We start from the raw sequence: 15,623 nt of genomic DNA, 5'->3' as shown, positions 1-15,623 counted from the left end.
AGGGCACAGCGTCCCGGGACCACGCAAGGACCACGATCAGCAGGGAGCACATGACGTGCGGCCGGTAGGCAGCAAGTACCTGCTCGAGGAGCCCCTCGGGCGCGGCGCCACGGGCACCGTCTGGCGAGCCAGCCAGCGGGAGACCGCGGGCGCCGAGGCGGCCGTGGCGGGCCAGCCCGGCGAGACCGTCGCGATCAAGGTCCTCAAGGAGGAGCTGGCGAACGACGCGGACGTGGTGATGCGCTTCCTGCGCGAGCGCTCCGTCCTGCTCCGCCTGACCCACCCGAACATCGTGCGCACCCGAGACCTCGTCGTCGAGGGCGATCTCCTCGCGCTCGTCATGGACCTGGTCGACGGCCCCGACCTGCACCGTTATCTCCGTGACAACGGCCCCCTCACGCCGGTCGCCGCGTCCCTCCTCACCGCCCAGATCGCGGACGCGCTCGCCGCCAGCCACGCCGACGGCGTCGTCCACCGCGACCTCAAGCCCGCGAACGTCCTGCTCAAGAACGACGCCGACGGCCAGATGCACCCGATGCTGACCGACTTCGGCATCGCGCGCCTCGCGGACTCCCCGGGCCTGACCCGTACGCACGAATTCGTCGGCACGCCCGCGTACGTCGCGCCCGAGTCCGCCGAGGGCCGCCCGCAGACCTCCGCCGTCGACATCTACGGCGCGGGCATCCTGCTGTACGAACTGGTCACCGGCAGGCCCCCGTTCGCCGGCGGCACCGCGCTCGAAGTGCTCCACCGCCACCTGAGCGAGGAGCCGCGCCGCCCCACCACCGTTCCCGAGCCGCTGTGGACGGTCATAGAGCGCTGCCTGCGCAAGGAGCCCGCCGAGCGGCCCAGCGCCGAGAACCTCGCCCGCGGGCTGCGCACCGTCGCGGCCGGTATCGGCGTGCACTCCTCCTCCGCTCAGGTCGAGGCCGCACTCGGGGTCGCCGCGCTGCTGGCACCCGACCCGTCGCCGGCCCCGGTGCCCGGCCTCCCGGGCGAGGCCGACCCGACACAGGTGTTGCAGAGCAACGCCGGTGCGTACAACCCCCCTGCGTACGACCCCAATGGCGCGACCAGCGTCATGCAGCAGACGGGCACCCCGCCGAACGGCGCCGACCCGACGGCGGCCATGCCCCCCGTACCTCCGGGCCCGCCGGGTCCCGAGGATCCGCACCCCTGGCAGTCCCAGCTCCAGGCGGCGCGCGACCGCAACGAACAGACGCAGGTCCAGTACCTCGACCCGAGCCAGGACCCGCTGCGCCGTCGTCCGCAGCGCCAGCAGCAGCCGCCGCAGCGCCCGCAACAGCAGCAGTACGCACCGCAGGCGCAGCCCCAGCGGCCGCAGCCCCAGCGGTACGCCCCGCCACCGCCGCAGCAACAGCAGTACGCGCCTCCGCAGCCGCCGCCCCAGCAGCCGGTGCCGCGCCGGCCGAGGCAGCGCAGCGCCAACCCGATGCGGATCCCGGGCCTCGGCTGCCTCAAGGGCTGCCTGTTCACCGTGGTCCTGTTCTTCGTCGCGGGCTGGCTGATCTGGGAGCTCACCCCGCTCCAGGACTGGATCGCGCAGGGCACGAGCTACTGGGAGGCGATCGGCAACGGCATCTCGAAGGTGACGGACTGGATCTCGGACCTCGGCGCTTCGGACCCGGGCTCATCGGACCCCGGCACCGGCCCAGCCCCGGGGCAGTAGCCACTGGGTAGCTTTGTCGACTTCTACGGGGTGATTTCCCCCGCAGAAGTGAAGGTTGGCGCCATCCGGGGCACACAGCCCCCGGATGCCCGCGTACGTTACTCAGGTGCGCCTCGCGTGTCCCCGTCGGTCACGGTGCCCGGCCTGCTTTTCGGGCCGGGGGTCCGGGGGTTGTCCCCCGGGTAGACACAGCGGGCAACGCCAGCCGCTGAGGGAGCAGTCTTGGCACGGAATATCGGCAGCCGGTACACGGCCCACCAGATCCTGGGGCGGGGCAGCGCCGGCACGGTGTGGCTCGGCGAGGGGCCCGAAGGCCCCGTCGCCATCAAGCTGTTGCGTGAGGACCTGGCATCCGACCAGGAGCTGGTCGGACGCTTCGTGCAGGAGCGCACGGCCCTGCTCGGACTTGAGCACCCGAGGGTCGTCGGAGTCCGTGACCTCGTCGTCGACGGCAACGACCTGGCGCTCGTCATGGATCTCGTCCGGGGCACCGATCTGCGCACCCGTCTCGACCGGGAGCGCCGCCTCGCCCCCGAGGCGGCGGTCGCGATCATCGCGGACGTCGCCGACGGCCTCGCCGCCGCCCACGCCGCCGGGGTCGTCCACCGCGACGTCAAGCCCGAGAACATCCTTCTCGACATGGAGGGCCCGCTCGGCCCCGCCGGATCCCATCCGGCGCTGCTCACCGATTTCGGCGTCGCCAAGCTGATCGACACCCCGCGCCGCACCAAGGCGCTGCGCCCCACCGGCGCGAACCCGCCGAACCCGCCGAACCCGTCGGGCATCATCGGCACCCCCGACTACATCGCCCCGGAGATCGTCGAGGGCCTGCCGCCCCGGGCCGCGGTCGACATCTACGCCCTCGCCACCGTCCTGTACGAGCTCCTCGCCGGCTTCACCCCCTTCGGCGGCGGCCACCCCGGCGCGGTCCTGCGCCGCCATGTCACCGAGACCGTGGTCCCCCTCCCGGGCATCCCCGATGAGCTGTGGCAGCTCATCGTCCAGTGCCTCGCGAAGGCCCCCGCCTCCCGTCTGCGCGCCTCCGAGCTGGCCACCCGCCTGCACGACCTCCTCCCGCTCCTCGCCGGCATGCCGCCGCTCGACGTCGACGAGCCGGACGCCGAGCCGCCCCCGGAGCCCTACGAGGACGTGGTGCAGGCCACCCCCGGCGAGCCCCGCCGCCGCGGCGCCGTCCCCCTCGTCCCCGGCGCAGCCCCCGCGGACTCCAACCGCGACACCCACACCTCGATGCGCGTTCCGGCCCCGGACGAGCTCGCGGGCGGCGCCCGGGGCACGGCCCGCGCCCCTCGCACCCCCGGCCAGCGCCGCCCGGGATCGGCCCGCCACAAGTCGGACGCGGTCCGTAAGCGCCGCATCACCCTGGGCGTCGCGGCGCTCGCGGTGGCGGCTGCGGTGGGCGTCGGCGGCTGGCTGGCCACGGGCGACGACGGTACGGACGCGCCCCCGCAGGACTCGAAGCAGTCGGCACCCGCGGAACCCTAGGGGGTCGGGGTGTCGCGCCCAGCCGTTACGCTGGACGCGTGGCAGTCGTCGATGTATCCGAAGAGCTGAAGTCCCTCTCCTCGACCATGGGGTCGATCGAGGCCGTCCTGGACCTCGAGAAGATGAGGGCAGATATTGCCGTGCTCGAGGAGCAGGCCGCGGCCCCGTCCCTCTGGGACGACCCGGAGGCGGCGCAGAAGATCACCAGCAAGCTTTCGCACCTCCAGGCCGAGCTCCGCAAGACCGAGGCGCTCCGTAGCCGGATCGACGACCTGAGCGTGCTCTTCGAGCTCGCCGAGACCGAGGACGACGCGGACACCCTCGCCGAGGCAGAGTCCGAGCTCACCGACGTCCGCAAAGCTCTGGACGAGATGGAAGTACGCACGCTCCTGTCCGGCGAGTACGACGAGCGCGAGGCGCTGGTCAACATCCGCGCCGAGGCCGGCGGCGTCGACGCCTCCGACTTCGCCGAGCGCCTGCAGCGTATGTATCTGCGCTGGGCCGAGCGCCACGGCCACTCCACCGAGGTCTACGAAACGTCGTACGCCGAAGAGGCCGGCATCAAGTCGACCACCTTCGTGGTGAAGGCGCCGTACGCCTACGGCACGCTCTCCGTCGAGCAGGGCACCCACCGTCTGGTGCGTATCTCGCCGTTCGACAACCAGGGCCGCCGCCAGACGTCCTTCGCGGGTGTCGAGGTGCTTCCCGTCGTCGAGAAGACGGACCACATCGAGATCGACGAGGCCGAGCTGCGCGTCGATGTCTACCGCGCGTCAGGACCCGGCGGTCAGGGCGTCAACACCACGGACTCGGCGGTGCGTCTGACGCACATCCCGACCGGCATCGTCGTCTCGTGTCAGAACGAGCGCTCGCAGATCCAGAACAAGGCGAGCGCGATGAACGTCCTGCAGGCGAAGCTGCTTGAGCGCCGCCGTCAGGAGGAGCAGGCCAAGATGGACGCCCTCAAGGGCGACGGCGGCAACTCCTGGGGAAACCAGATGCGTTCGTACGTCCTGCACCCGTACCAGATGGTCAAGGACCTGCGTACGGAGTTCGAAGTGGGCAACCCCCAGGCGGTACTTGACGGTGAGATCGACGGCTTCCTGGAGGCCGGAATTCGCTGGCGCAAGCAGCAGGAGAAGTAAAACGACGCTTTGTCGACAAGGGAACTGCCGCCCCGGGGGCGGCAGTTCCCTTTTATGTCACAGTTGCATCCGTGCAGGTCAGGCAAGCTCCCGCATACCGGACATCGCGCGCGCAACGACCTTGACGCTAGTGCGAAAACTGGGAAAGCTGACGCGCGGCATGCGTATCTCTGGGGCGCGTGTGAATGGGGGAAGAGCAGAACCACCCCCAACGAAGTTGCCCCGGGCGCTGCTCCATTGACGATTAGCTACTGGGGGTAGCAGCCAGATGACCAAGAAGACGCGGATCCGTGTGGCGCGAATAGCCGCCGGCGCGGTGATCGCTGCCGGTGCGTCGCTGACCGCCGCCGGCGCCGCCTCGGCCGTCGGTGTCGGCATCGACGTGGGTCCCCTCAAGGTGTCGGCCAACGCCGACGAGAGTGGCATCGACGCCGGTATCGGTATCGACGCCGACCCGACTGAGATCCCGACGGACATTCCGACGGACATTCCGACGGATGTCCCCACCGACATCCCGACCGATGTTCCGACGGACGTCCCCACGGACGTTCCTACCGATGTCCCCACGGACAAGCCCACGGGCAAGCCGACCGACAAGCCCACGGGCAAGCCGACGGACAAGCCCACCGGCAAGCCGACCGACGACCCGTCCGAGGACCCGACGAACCCGGGTAACGGCAACGGCAACGGCAATGACGGCGACGCCGGCACCTGCACCGTCGACCTCGACGGTGCCGAGTGCGCCGACAACACCGACACCGACAGCGCCGGCTCCAAGCCGGTCGAGCAGGGCAAGGCCAAGGAGGAGCTGGCGGAGACCGGCGCCGCCGAGACCACCTTCCTGCTCATCGGTGCCGCGACGATGATCGCCGGTGGCATCGGCTTCCGTATGCTGCCGCGTCTCGTGAGTGGCGGTCGCACCGTCGCCTAAGCGGCAAGCGACACAGCGCGTAGCAGTACGCGGAAGGGCCCGGGGTGCTACAGCACCCCGGGCCCTTCCGTATGCCTAAAGCTGTCCTACGCGGTCTGGTGGGCGGCCAGCAGTGCCAGGGCCGCGATCAACACCACCAGCAGGGTCAGCAGCGCCACCGGGCTCAGGCCGCCGAATGGGCCCTGCTGCTGCAGTCGCTCGCGGTTCGCCCGGCAGACCGGACAGCGACCCTCTGTGACCGGGGCCGCGCAGTTGGCGCACACCAATCGGTCGTAGGTCATGCGCTCTCCTCCTCCCGCGCGCCGGAGCCGCAGGCGCGGACCGTAAGCACAGTTCTCTGCCGACAACGCTCAGGGAAACGCCACTGTTCCCCTACCACTGTGCCAGCTCGCGCGTGTTTCGGCGCGCCCCGCCGGATTACACCCCTTCCATGACGGGACAAAATGCGCAACTCATGGCGTCGACTGCGCGCGCCAGTCCGCTTCGCGTAAGGTCACGCACACCTACTCCCGGCCGACCGTGGTGCACCCGTGATCCGATTCGACAACGTCTCCAAGACCTACCCCAAGCAGAGCCGCCCCGCCCTGCGCGACGTCTCACTCGATATCGCCAAGGGAGAGTTCGTCTTCCTCGTCGGCTCGTCCGGTTCCGGCAAGTCGACCTTCCTGCGGCTGGTTCTGCGCGAGGAGCGCGCCAGCCAGGGCCTGGTGCATGTCCTCGGCAAGGACCTGGCCCGGCTGTCCAACTGGAAGGTGCCGCACATGCGCCGCCAGCTGGGCACGGTCTTCCAGGACTTCCGGCTGCTGCCCAACAAGACCGTCGCGGAGAACGTGGCGTTCGCGCAAGAGGTCATCGGCAAGCCGCGCGGTGAGATCCGCAAGGCCGTGCCCCAGGTCCTCGACCTCGTCGGCCTCGGCGGCAAGGAGGACCGGATGCCCGGTGAGCTCTCCGGCGGTGAGCAGCAGCGCGTCGCTATCGCGCGGGCCTTCGTCAACCGCCCCATGCTGCTGATCGCGGACGAGCCGACCGGCAACCTCGACCCGCAGACCTCCGTGGGCATCATGAAGCTGCTGGACCGGATCAACAGGACCGGTACCACGGTGATCATGGCGACTCACGACCAGAACATCGTCGACCAGATGCGCAAGCGCGTCATCGAGCTCGAAAAGGGCCGTCTCGTACGCGACCAGGCACGCGGCGTTTACGGCTACCAGCACTGAGCCCGTAGAGCGACACGACTGAAAGGCTGAAAGACTCGCCATGCGCGCCCAGTTCGTACTGTCGGAGATCGGCGTCGGTCTCCGCCGCAATCTCACGATGACCTTCGCCGTCATCGTCTCCGTAGCCCTTTCACTCGCCCTCTTCGGCGGAGCGCTGCTCATGCGCGAGCAGGTCAGCACGATGAAGGACTTCTGGTACGACAAGGTCAACGTCTCGATCTTCCTCTGCAACAAGAACGACGCGGCGACGTCCCCCAAGTGCGCCAAGGGCGCCGTAACCGCCCAGCAGAAGCAGCAGATCGAAGGCGATCTCAAGAAGATGGACGTGGTCGACACCGTCCACCGCGAGACGGCCGAAGAGGCGTACAAGCACTACCGGGAGCAGTACGGCGACACTCCCATCGCGTCCACCATCACGCCGGACCAGATGCAGGAGTCGTTCCGGGTCAAACTGGACGACCCCGAGAAGTACAAGGTCGTCGCGACCGCCTTCGCGGGCCGGGACGGTGTGCAGTCCGTCCAGGACCAGCGCAACATCCTGGAGAACCTCTTCTCCCTGATGAACGGCATGAATGTCGCCGCGCTCTTCGTGATGGCGCTGATGCTGGTGATTGCGCTGATGCTGATCGTCAACACCGTGCGTGTTTCGGCGTTCAGCCGCAGGCGTGAGACCGGCATCATGCGGCTCGTGGGAGCCTCCAGCTTCTACATCCAGATGCCGTTCATCATGGAGGCCGCCTTCGCCGGTCTGCTGGGCGGCGTGGTCGCCTCCGCCATGCTGCTCGTGGGCCGGTATTTCCTGATCGACCACGGTCTGGCGCTGTCCGAGAAGATGCAACTGGTCAACTTCATCGGCTGGGACGCGGTGGTCACCAAGCTCCCGCTGGTGATCGCAATCGGGCTGCTGATGCCCGCCATGGCTGCTTTCATCGCATTGCGCAAGTACCTCAAGGTGTGACAAGCACCCCTGGCGCCGTGCGGTCAACCGCCGTACGGCGCCTTTCGCTTGTCCTAGAGTGTTCGCCATGCCGGGCCCGGAGTTCAGCCCTCGGCCCCGCCGCATCCGCCGCGGGGCGGCCCTGACATTGGTCTTCGCAAGCGTTCTCGCCACCGCGGCCGCCACCAACGCGCTGCCGCGCGACAAGAACGCTCCGCCCCTCTCCGCCCGCTCTGCCGCCGCGACCGTCGACGGCGACGACGTCGCCCGTGCCGCTGCCGAGGCGATGGCCGACGGCAAGTCCGGTACGGAAGCGGCCGAGGACGTCGTCAGCCGCAGCGGGGACCGCTGGGGCGCGGTGTACGACAAGAGCGAGTACGAGGAGTTCGAGCAGGCCCTCGACGGTGAGTACACCGGCGTGGGCCTGTGGGCGCGCCGGGCCGGGGACGGGCGGGTAGAGGTCGCCAGGGTCCAGCCCGGCGGCCCCGCCGCCAAGGCGGGCATCAAGGCCGGCGACCGGCTCCGTACGATCGACGGCCTCACGGTCGACAAGCGCCCCGTCACCGAGGTGGTGGCGCTGCTGCGCGGCGGCGACCGTACGGGGGTCACGCTGGGCCTGGAGCGCGACGGCCGGGCCTGGACCGAGAAGCTGCTGCGCACCACGCTGACCACCGAGGCGGTCACCGTCCGGCAGCTGGCGGGCGGCGCCGTCATGATCAAGGTCGCCTCCTTCACCAAGGGCGCGGGCACGCAGGTGCGGGACGCGGTCCGGGGCACCCCTGCGGGCATCGGCGTTCTGCTCGATCTGCGCGGCAACGCGGGCGGCCTGGTCACCGAGGCCGTCACCGCCGCCTCCGCCTTCCTGGACGGCGGTCTGGTCGCCACGTACGACATACGGGGCGAGCAGCGCGCGCTGTACGCCCCGCCCGGCGGGGACACCGAGAGACCCGTCGTCGCCCTGGTCGACGGCGGCACGATGAGCGCCGCCGAGCTGGTCACCGGGGCGCTGCAGGACCGTGGCCGGGCGATCACCGTCGGATCGCGCACCTTCGGCAAGGGCTCGGTCCAGATGCCCAGCCGGCTGCCCGACGGCTCGGTCGCCGAGCTGACCGTCGGCCACTACCGCACCCCGGCCGGGCACAGCGTGGATGGCAGGGGCATCACCCCGGACCTCGCAGCGAGCGAGGGGGCCGAGGAACGGGCCCAGACAGTATTGAGTGGCCTCGGGGGCGGGTCTTAGTGCGAAAATGACCGCACTATGGCTAAGGAAAAAGGGCGCAAGCTGATCGCGCAGAACAAGAAGGCGCGGCACGACTACCACATCCTCGACACCTACGAGTGCGGTCTCGTGCTGACAGGTACCGAGGTGAAGTCGCTGCGTCAGGGGCGGGCCTCGCTGGTGGACGGCTTCGTCCAGATCGACGATCACGAAGCGTGGCTGCACAACGTGCACGTGCCGGAGTACACCCAGGGGACGTGGACCAACCACAGCGCGCGGCGCAAGCGGAAGCTGCTGATGCACCGCGCAGAGATCGACAAGCTCGAGTCGAAGTCGCAGGAGACGGGGCACACGATCGTGCCGCTGGTGCTGTACTTCAAGGACGGCCGGGCGAAGGTCGAGATCGCGCTGGCGAAGGGCAAGAAGGAGTACGACAAGCGGCAGACGCTGCGGGAGAAGCAGGACCGGCGCGAGACGGACCGCGCGATCTCGGCGGTGAAGCGGCGGCAGCGGGCCTGACGCCCGACCGAGCGGAATATGGTGGCACCGTCGTGCGTTGGTCACGTACGATGGCATCTGCACCTCACAGCGGGTGCATGCATTGAAAACTCAACATGGGGATGATCGGTTTCGACAGCGGATGTCGAAGCAGGGGAAGCGAGCCGAGGAAGCGGCAATGATCTCGTTAACCATATGTCGCAACCAATAATCGCCAATTCCAAGAGCGATTCCCGCGCCTTCGCGCTCGCTGCCTAATTAGCAGCTAGCGAAGGCCTTCGGGTGTCAGCCCGGGGCTGTTCCCGACCCGGATCCTGGCATCAGCTAGGGGACTAAACCTCTGAGCCCGGTCACGGGGCGCAGAGGGAAATCAAACAGTGACTGAGCCCGTCGGAGACTTGTTCGCGTGATCTCCGGGGCTGAGAAAATCGCAGCGAACTGCGCTCGGAGAAGCCCTGATTCTGCACCGTTGGACGCGGGTTCGATTCCCGCCATCTCCACTCATCCCATGTGAGGCGAAGGCCCGGCTGTCACGACAGCCGGGCCTTTGTCGTGCCCGCCACCGTGAGGGCAACGACCAGGGCCAGTGCCGCCGCCGATGACGGGATGGCGTAGCCGTGCGCCGCGCCCAGGTGCTCCACCGTCCAGCCGGCCGTCGCCGAGCCGACTGCGATGCCGCCGAGAATGGCGGTGACGGCGAGCGTCATGCCCTCGTTCAGGCTGTTCTGCGGGGTCAGCCGCTGGACCAGGGTCATTCCGGTCACCATCGTCGGCGCGGTCGCCGCGCCCGCCAGCAGCAGGGCGACGGCGAGGAGGGCCGCCGAGCCCGTGCGGGCGGCGAGCAGCGGCAGGGTCATCAGGGCGGTCATGGCAGCGAGAGTGCCGGCCAGTCGGCCGGGCAGGCTGCGGGCGGGGCGCATCGCCCCGTACAGCAGGCCTGCCACGCACGACCCGGCGGCCTGCAGTGCGAGCAGCAGCCCCGCCCCCAGGTTGTCCAGATACGCGAGCGTGGTGACCTCCAGCGCGCCGAAGACCGCGCCGGTGGCGAGGAAGACGGCGAGCAGCGGCGCCATCCCGGCCGTACGCAGCGGGGAGCGGGTCCCGGCCGGGCGGGGCGTGACCGGCGGCTCTGTGGAGCGCTGGGCCGCGAAGATCAGTACGCCGGTCAGCATCAGGACCGCGCCCGTGAGCGTGCCCGCCTCCGGGAAGAGCGCGGCGCACAGGAACGCCGCGAGCACCGGTCCGAGCATGAAGCACAGCTCGTCGGCGGCCTGCTCGAAGGAGTTCGCGGTGTGCAGCGTGGCCGGGTCCCCGCGGTGGATGTGGGCCCAGCGGGCGCGGGACATGCCGCCGGTGTTGGGCGTGGTGGCGGTCGCGGCGTACGCGGCGAAGAGCGTCCAGTCGGGCGCGTCGTAATGCACGCAGAGCAGGAGGGCCAGCGAGCCGAGCGCGGCGAGCGCGGTGGCGGGCACGGCGATACGGGCCTGCCCGTGCCGGTCCACGAGCCGCGCGGTCCACGGCGCGACCAGCGCGGTGACGGCGAGCCCGGTCGCGGTGACGGCTCCGGCGAGGGCGTACGAACCGCGCGATCCGGCGATCATGATGACGGCGCTGACGCTGAACATGCCCATGGGGAGGCGGGCGAGGAGGTTGCCTGCGGTGAAGGCGGGGGCGCCGGGGGGTGCGAAGAGTTGCCGGTAGGAGGAGAGGGGGCCGGGCTTGCGGGGTTTGCCCCCACCCCGCCCGTTCCCGTAACTGGGGCTCCGCCCCGGACCCCGCTCCTCCATCTCCCCCAGACTTCGTCCGGGGGGACCCCCAGGGGCTCCATTGGAGCCCGTCCGGCGATTGAGGACTCGCCCGGAGGGCGTACGGGGGTCTGGGGGCTTGCCCCCAGTTCGGGAAGGGACGGGGTGGGGAACAGCCCCGCCGCAGGCGTCGGCGGGAGAGCTGGCTGAATGCGGCATGGCCCCAACCCTCGCCGCGAGGCCCTCACGCGGTCCAACACCTGCTCCGACGCCATTGACGCACTCGCGTTGTAGATTCAACGGCGTGCCCCGAGACATGGACCCCCGCCTGCTCCGCGCCTTCGTCGCCGTCGCCGGCGAGCTGCACTTCACCCGTGCCGCCGCCCGCCTGTATGTCGCGCAGCAGGCCCTCAGCCGCGACATCCGGCGGCTGGAGCGCGAGATGGGCGCCGAGTTGTTCGTACGGACCACCCGGCAGGTGACCCTCACGGCCGACGGCGAGCGGCTGCTGCCGTACGCCCGGCGGGTGCTGGCGGCCCAGGACGATCTGCTGGCGGCCGCCGCGGGGGCCTCGCGGCCGCTGCTCGTCGATCTCAACAGCGAGGGCATGGCATCCGGCCGAGTCCTCGCGCGGGCGCGGGAGATCGCCCCCGAGTGCGAGCTGATGGCCCGCTTCGAGAGCGGGCTGACCGGCGCCGCCGCCGAGATCGTCGCCGGGCGGCTCGATGTCTCCTTCGGGCGCTTCGCCGGGCTCGAACCGGCCGTACGGGCGCTCCTGTCCCATCAGCCCGTACGGTACGAGCCGATGGCCGTCCTGCTGCCGCACGACCACCCGCTCGCCGGGCTGGCGCGCATCCCGCTGGACGCGCTCGCGGGTGAGAGCGTGTACGCGGGGGCGGGCAATCCGCGGACCCTGGAGTGGACGGATCTGGCGCTCCGGCTCTTCGCCGGGCGGGGGATTCGCATCGCCCCGCCCGCGCCCGTGGCCATCGGAGCCGAGGAGTTCCGGCGGGTGATGGCCAAGACCCGCAACCCGGTCCTGGCGGTCGTCGATTTTCCGGCTATGCCGGACAGCGTGCTGCGCCCGGTCGTCGATCCCGTACCGCTGTCGCCCCTCTCGCTGGTGTGGCGCAAGGGGCTCCGGCACCCGGGCATTGACGCGCTGCGGGCGGCCGCCGCGCGACTGGCCGCGGAGGAGGGCTGGCTGGACCGTGATCCCGCCCACTGGCTGCCTGAAGACGACATATCGCTCATGAGTGACGACCAGCCGATCATGAGTGACGCCCGGCGGCTCACAGACGCGCAGGCCGCCGGGTGAGAGCAAGGTTTCGCGCCGGTCACCTCGGGTCACCGGGGGCGAAACGCGCCGCTCCTAGCGTCCCTCCCACACCCGACACCCGTGGAGGCTTGTGATGGCTGGCCGATGGATCGAACATTGGGACCCTGAGGACGAGGCTTTCTGGGAGGCGGGAGGAGAGCGGGTTGCGCGACGCAATCTGATCTTCTCCATCCTCTCCGAGCACATCGGGTTCTCGATATGGACCTTGTGGTCCGTCCTGGTCCTGTTCATGGGACCGGAGTACGGGATCGACCCGGCCGGCAAGTTCTTCCTGGTGGCCATGGCGACGCTGGTCGGCGCCTTTATCCGGGTCCCGTACACCTTCGCCGTCGCCCGCTTCGGCGGGCGTAACTGGACCATCGTCGCGGCGTCGATGCTGCTCCTGCCGACGACCGCCGCCTTCCTGGTGATGGAGCCCGGGACCTCGTACACCACGTTCATGCTGGTCGCGATGCTCACCGGCGTGGGCGGCGGGAACTTCGCCTCATCGATGACCAACATCAACTCCTTCTTCCCGCTGCGGAAGAAGGGCTGGGCGCTCGGACTGAACGCGGGCGGCGGCAACATCGGGGTGCCCGTCGTGCAGCTGGCCGGACTCGCGGTCATCGGCGCGGCCGGCGGACCGCGTGTGCTGCTCGGGATCTACCTCCCCTTCATCGCCGTCTCCGCGATCTGCGCCGCGCTCTTCATGGACAACCTCGCCCCGGTCAAGAACGACACCGGGGCGTCGAAGGACGCCGTGCGCGATCCGCACACCTGGATCATGTCCTTCCTCTACATCGGCACCTTCGGGTCGTTCATCGGCTACAGCTTCGCCTTCGGTCTGGTCCTCCAGACGCAGTTCGGGCGTACGCCGCTGCAGGCCGCGTCCATCACCTTCATCGGGCCGCTGCTCGGCTCGCTGATCCGGCCGGTCGGCGGACGGCTCGCCGACCGCTTCGGCGGCGCGCGCATCACCCTGTGGAACTTCCTCGGGATGGGGGCGGCCACGGGGGTCGTCGTGCTCGCCTCGGTCCAGGAGTCGCTGGCGCTCTTCACCACCGCGTTCATCGCGCTCTTCGTGCTGACCGGGGTCGGCAACGGCTCCACGTACAAGATGATCCCGGGCATTTTCCAGGCGAAGGCGGTTGCAAAGGGCATGACCGGCGAGGCGGCGGCCGCGTACGGGCGGCGGCTGTCCGGCGCGTCCATGGGGCTGATCGGCGCGGTGGGCGCGCTCGGCGGGCTCGGTATCAACCTCGCCTTCCGCCAGTCCTTCCTGACCGCGGGCACCGGCACGTCGGCGTTCGTCGCCTTCCTCGCCTTCTACGCGGCCTGTTTCACGGTCACTTGGGCGGTATACCTTCGCCGGCCCGCCACCGAGGCGGCACCGGTTGCGGAGGCGAAGCCGCAGCTCAGTTACGCAGAGGTGTAACACCGGGGAAATCCAGGCGAACCGAGTCTGTCACGCCCCGTTGGCAGGCTCGGCCACCCATCCGCATACGTGGGGACGACAGCCATGCACGACCAAAAGCTGCCCGGGCCGCTCGCCGGATTCACCGTCGGCGTCACCGCGGCACGGCGCGCCGACGAGCTCGGCGCGCTGCTCTGCCGACGCGGCGCCGCCGTCGTCCACGCCCCCGCCCTGCGTATCGTCCCGCTCGCAGACGACGCCGAACTGCTCGCCGCCACCAAGGAGCTGATCGACCACGGGCCCGATGTGGTGGTCGCCACCACCGCGATCGGCTTCCGCGGCTGGGTGGAGGCCGCGGACGGCTGGGGGTACGGCGAGGAGCTGCTGGCCCGGCTGCGCGGTGTGGAGCTGCTGGCCCGCGGGCCGAAGGTGAAGGGCGCGATCCGCGCCGCCGGGCTGACCGAGGAGTGGTCCCCGCCGTCCGAATCGATGGCCGAGGTGCTCGACCGGCTGCTCACCCAGGGCGTCGCGGGCCGCCGGATCGCGCTCCAGCTGCACGGCGAGCCGCTGCCCGGTTTCGTGGAGTCGCTACGGGCCGGGGGCGCCGATGTCGTCGTCGTACCCGTCTACCGGTGGATGCCGCCGCAGGACCTCGCACCGCTCGACCGCATGCTCGACGCGACTGTCGCGCGCGCCCTGGACGCCCTCACCTTCACCAGCGCCCCGGCCGCCGCCTCGCTGCTCTCCCGCGCCGAGACCCGCGGACTCCTCCCCGAGCTGCTGCACGCTCTCGACCACGATGTGCTGGCCGCCTGCGTGGGGCCTGTCACCGCGCTGCCGCTGCAGGCCCACGGCATCGCCACGGTGCAGCCGGAGCGCTTCCGGCTCGGCCCGCTGGTGCAGCTGATCGGCCTGGAGCTGCCGTCCCGGGCCCGTACGCTGCCGATTGCGGGCCGCCGCGTCGAGATCCGCGGCCACGCGGTCCTGGTCGACGACGACTTGCGGCCCGTGCCGCCCGCCGGAATGGCCCTGCTGCGCGCGCTGTCCCGGCGCCCCGGCTGGGTCGTCTCCCGCTCCGACCTGCTGCGGACGCTGCCGGGCGCGGGCCGCGACGAGCACGCCGTCGAGACGGCGATGGCCCGGCTGCGCACGGCACTCGGCGCGCCCAAGCTGATCCAGACGGTCGTCAAACGGGGCTACCGGCTGGCGCTGGACCCGGCCGCCGACACCAAGTACGCGGACGTGTGACGTACGAAAACGGTCGCGCAAGAGCCTGTCCGGGCGTCTACGGTACGCAGGATGAGCACTGATCCCGTACGCCTGGAGCCTGACGGGCCGGACGCCGCCGCCCGCCTCGCCGAGGAAGTCGCCCGGGCCCTGGTCCGTAATCGCGACCACATGCGTCCCTGGGAGCCCAACCGTCCCGAGGCGTACTACACCCCCGAAGGGCAGGCCGCCCGGCTCGCCCCTCATCCGGCCACCAGGCGCTGGCACTTCACCGAAGGCCCGCGCGTCATCGGCGGGATCACCCTTTCCGGCATCGCGCTGGGACCGTTTCGCAGCGGGAATCTCGGCTACTGGATCGACGCCGAGTACACCGGCCGCGGGCTCGCCACGCGCGCGGTCGAGGAGGTCTGCCGGGCCGCTCGCGAGGACTTGGGCCTGCACCGCGTCCAGGCGGGCACCCTCATCGCCAACGCCGCCTCCCAGCGCGTCCTCGCCAAGTGCTCCTTCGAGCTGATCGGCACGGCACCGCGCTATCTGCACATCGACGGCGCCTGGCGCGACCACCGCCTTTTCCAGCGGATCCTGCACGACGACCCGCCGACTCCCTGAAGAGCGGCGGCCCCTGAGGCACGCAACCTGACGGAGCGCCCGGACGAGTCGTCCCCGCAGTACGAGGACATCGCTCCGGACATCGCCCGCGACTAGATCGTGCGGTGTGCGGCCGGACCGGGCGCGAGGAGGGGTTCCGGCCGCACGCCCGGACGGGCACTCTGGTG

General features: G+C 70.4%; 14 protein-coding genes and 1 other RNA gene. 13 read left to right on the top strand and 2 right to left on the bottom strand.

Annotated elements, in window-relative coordinates; translation table 11 throughout:
- Positions 1-55: 55 nt before the first annotated feature.
- From ACZ3H8_RS25045 to ACZ3H8_RS25030, 4 genes are all read left to right on the top strand, one after another.
- Entirely contained in the window at positions 56-1,690 is a 1,635-nt protein-coding gene (locus ACZ3H8_RS25045; protein WP_467405376.1) for a serine/threonine-protein kinase, read from the top strand.
- 222 nt (positions 1,691-1,912) lie between these two features.
- Positions 1,913-3,193 (top strand): serine/threonine-protein kinase, encoded by a 1,281-nt coding sequence (locus tag ACZ3H8_RS25040; protein WP_467405375.1) that lies wholly within the window; start codon positions 1,913-1,915, stop codon positions 3,191-3,193.
- 38 nt (positions 3,194-3,231) lie between these two features.
- Positions 3,232-4,338 (top strand): peptide chain release factor 2, encoded by a 1,107-nt coding sequence (gene prfB / locus ACZ3H8_RS25035; protein ID WP_467405372.1) that lies wholly within the window; start codon positions 3,232-3,234, stop codon positions 4,336-4,338.
- A gap of 268 nt (positions 4,339-4,606) precedes the next feature.
- Complete coding sequence (locus tag ACZ3H8_RS25030; RefSeq protein ID WP_467405370.1) at positions 4,607-5,269, top strand: hypothetical protein; 663 nt, start codon at positions 4,607-4,609, stop codon at positions 5,267-5,269.
- 86 nt (positions 5,270-5,355) lie between these two features.
- Here ACZ3H8_RS25030 and ACZ3H8_RS25025 read toward each other — a convergent pair whose 3' ends face one another.
- On the bottom strand, positions 5,356-5,550 hold the full coding sequence (locus ACZ3H8_RS25025; protein ID WP_307663101.1) for a hypothetical protein: 195 nt from the start codon (positions 5,548-5,550) through the stop codon (positions 5,356-5,358).
- Positions 5,551-5,799: 249 nt separating this feature from the next.
- Here ACZ3H8_RS25025 and ftsE point away from each other — a divergent pair, with 249 nt between their 5' ends.
- From ftsE to ssrA, 5 genes are all read left to right on the top strand, one after another.
- Positions 5,800-6,489, top strand: a complete 690-nt coding sequence (ftsE, locus tag ACZ3H8_RS25020) for a cell division ATP-binding protein FtsE (protein WP_266475950.1) — start codon at positions 5,800-5,802, stop codon at positions 6,487-6,489.
- A gap of 40 nt (positions 6,490-6,529) precedes the next feature.
- Positions 6,530-7,447 carry a permease-like cell division protein FtsX gene (gene ftsX / locus ACZ3H8_RS25015; RefSeq protein WP_467405367.1) on the top strand — a complete coding sequence of 306 codons (918 nt, stop codon included), beginning with the start codon at positions 6,530-6,532 and terminating at the stop codon, positions 7,445-7,447.
- 67 nt (positions 7,448-7,514) lie between these two features.
- On the top strand, positions 7,515-8,666 hold the full coding sequence (locus tag ACZ3H8_RS25010) for a S41 family peptidase (RefSeq protein WP_467405364.1): 1,152 nt from the start codon (positions 7,515-7,517) through the stop codon (positions 8,664-8,666).
- Positions 8,667-8,684: 18 nt separating this feature from the next.
- Positions 8,685-9,164, top strand: a complete 480-nt coding sequence (gene smpB / locus ACZ3H8_RS25005) for an SsrA-binding protein SmpB (protein WP_398989795.1) — start codon at positions 8,685-8,687, stop codon at positions 9,162-9,164.
- A gap of 97 nt (positions 9,165-9,261) precedes the next feature.
- Positions 9,262-9,646: a transfer-messenger RNA gene (ssrA, locus tag ACZ3H8_RS25000) on the top strand.
- Positions 9,647-9,673: 27 nt separating this feature from the next.
- Here ssrA and ACZ3H8_RS24995 read toward each other — a convergent pair.
- The gene (locus ACZ3H8_RS24995) at positions 9,674-10,930 is read right to left on the bottom strand and encodes an MFS transporter (RefSeq protein WP_467405361.1); all 1,257 of its coding nucleotides are present in this window, start codon (positions 10,928-10,930) and stop codon (positions 9,674-9,676) included.
- Between the two features lie 274 nt (positions 10,931-11,204).
- On the opposite strand from ACZ3H8_RS24995, the gene ACZ3H8_RS24990 reads away from it, so the two are divergent.
- The 4 genes from ACZ3H8_RS24990 (at position 11,205) to ACZ3H8_RS24975 (ending at position 15,456) form a co-directional block, all read left to right on the top strand.
- On the top strand, positions 11,205-12,206 hold the full coding sequence (locus ACZ3H8_RS24990; protein ID WP_467405472.1) for a LysR family transcriptional regulator: 1,002 nt from the start codon (positions 11,205-11,207) through the stop codon (positions 12,204-12,206).
- Between the two features lie 94 nt (positions 12,207-12,300).
- Positions 12,301-13,641: a nitrate/nitrite transporter gene (locus tag ACZ3H8_RS24985; protein ID WP_467405359.1), complete on the top strand. Its 1,341-nt coding sequence runs from the start codon at positions 12,301-12,303 to the stop codon at positions 13,639-13,641.
- A gap of 84 nt (positions 13,642-13,725) precedes the next feature.
- A complete protein-coding gene (locus tag ACZ3H8_RS24980) occupies positions 13,726-14,868 on the top strand; it encodes a uroporphyrinogen-III synthase (protein ID WP_467405357.1) in 1,143 nt (380 codons plus the stop codon).
- A 51-nt stretch (positions 14,869-14,919) separates the two neighbouring features.
- Positions 14,920-15,456 (top strand): GNAT family N-acetyltransferase, encoded by a 537-nt coding sequence (locus ACZ3H8_RS24975; RefSeq protein ID WP_467405355.1) that lies wholly within the window; start codon positions 14,920-14,922, stop codon positions 15,454-15,456.
- Positions 15,457-15,623 lie beyond the last annotated feature (167 nt).

This window comes from Streptomyces sp. NPDC002868, assembly GCF_055563295.1.
Note: the sequence above shows the minus strand (reverse complement) of the source record. Positions and strands in the feature narration are given on the sequence as shown.

What these genes read in the sequence shown, in the direction of transcription:
- ACZ3H8_RS24995 (WP_467405361.1), bottom strand. Translation starts at nt 10,930, where the DNA reads ATGGAGGAGCGGGGTCCGGGGCGGAGCCCCAGTTACGGGAACGGGCGG.
- ACZ3H8_RS25010 (WP_467405364.1), top strand. Translation starts at nt 7,515, where the DNA reads ATGCCGGGCCCGGAGTTCAGCCCTCGGCCCCGCCGCATCCGCCGCGGG.
- smpB (WP_398989795.1), top strand. Translation starts at nt 8,685, where the DNA reads ATGGCTAAGGAAAAAGGGCGCAAGCTGATCGCGCAGAACAAGAAGGCG.
- ACZ3H8_RS24975 (WP_467405355.1), top strand. Translation starts at nt 14,920, where the DNA reads ATGAGCACTGATCCCGTACGCCTGGAGCCTGACGGGCCGGACGCCGCC.
- ACZ3H8_RS24990 (WP_467405472.1), top strand. Translation starts at nt 11,205, where the DNA reads ATGGACCCCCGCCTGCTCCGCGCCTTCGTCGCCGTCGCCGGCGAGCTG.
- ftsX (WP_467405367.1), top strand. Translation starts at nt 6,530, where the DNA reads ATGCGCGCCCAGTTCGTACTGTCGGAGATCGGCGTCGGTCTCCGCCGC.
- ACZ3H8_RS25025 (WP_307663101.1), bottom strand. Translation starts at nt 5,550, where the DNA reads ATGACCTACGACCGATTGGTGTGCGCCAACTGCGCGGCCCCGGTCACA.
- ACZ3H8_RS24985 (WP_467405359.1), top strand. Translation starts at nt 12,301, where the DNA reads ATGGCTGGCCGATGGATCGAACATTGGGACCCTGAGGACGAGGCTTTC.
- ACZ3H8_RS25030 (WP_467405370.1), top strand. Translation starts at nt 4,607, where the DNA reads ATGACCAAGAAGACGCGGATCCGTGTGGCGCGAATAGCCGCCGGCGCG.
- ACZ3H8_RS24980 (WP_467405357.1), top strand. Translation starts at nt 13,726, where the DNA reads ATGCACGACCAAAAGCTGCCCGGGCCGCTCGCCGGATTCACCGTCGGC.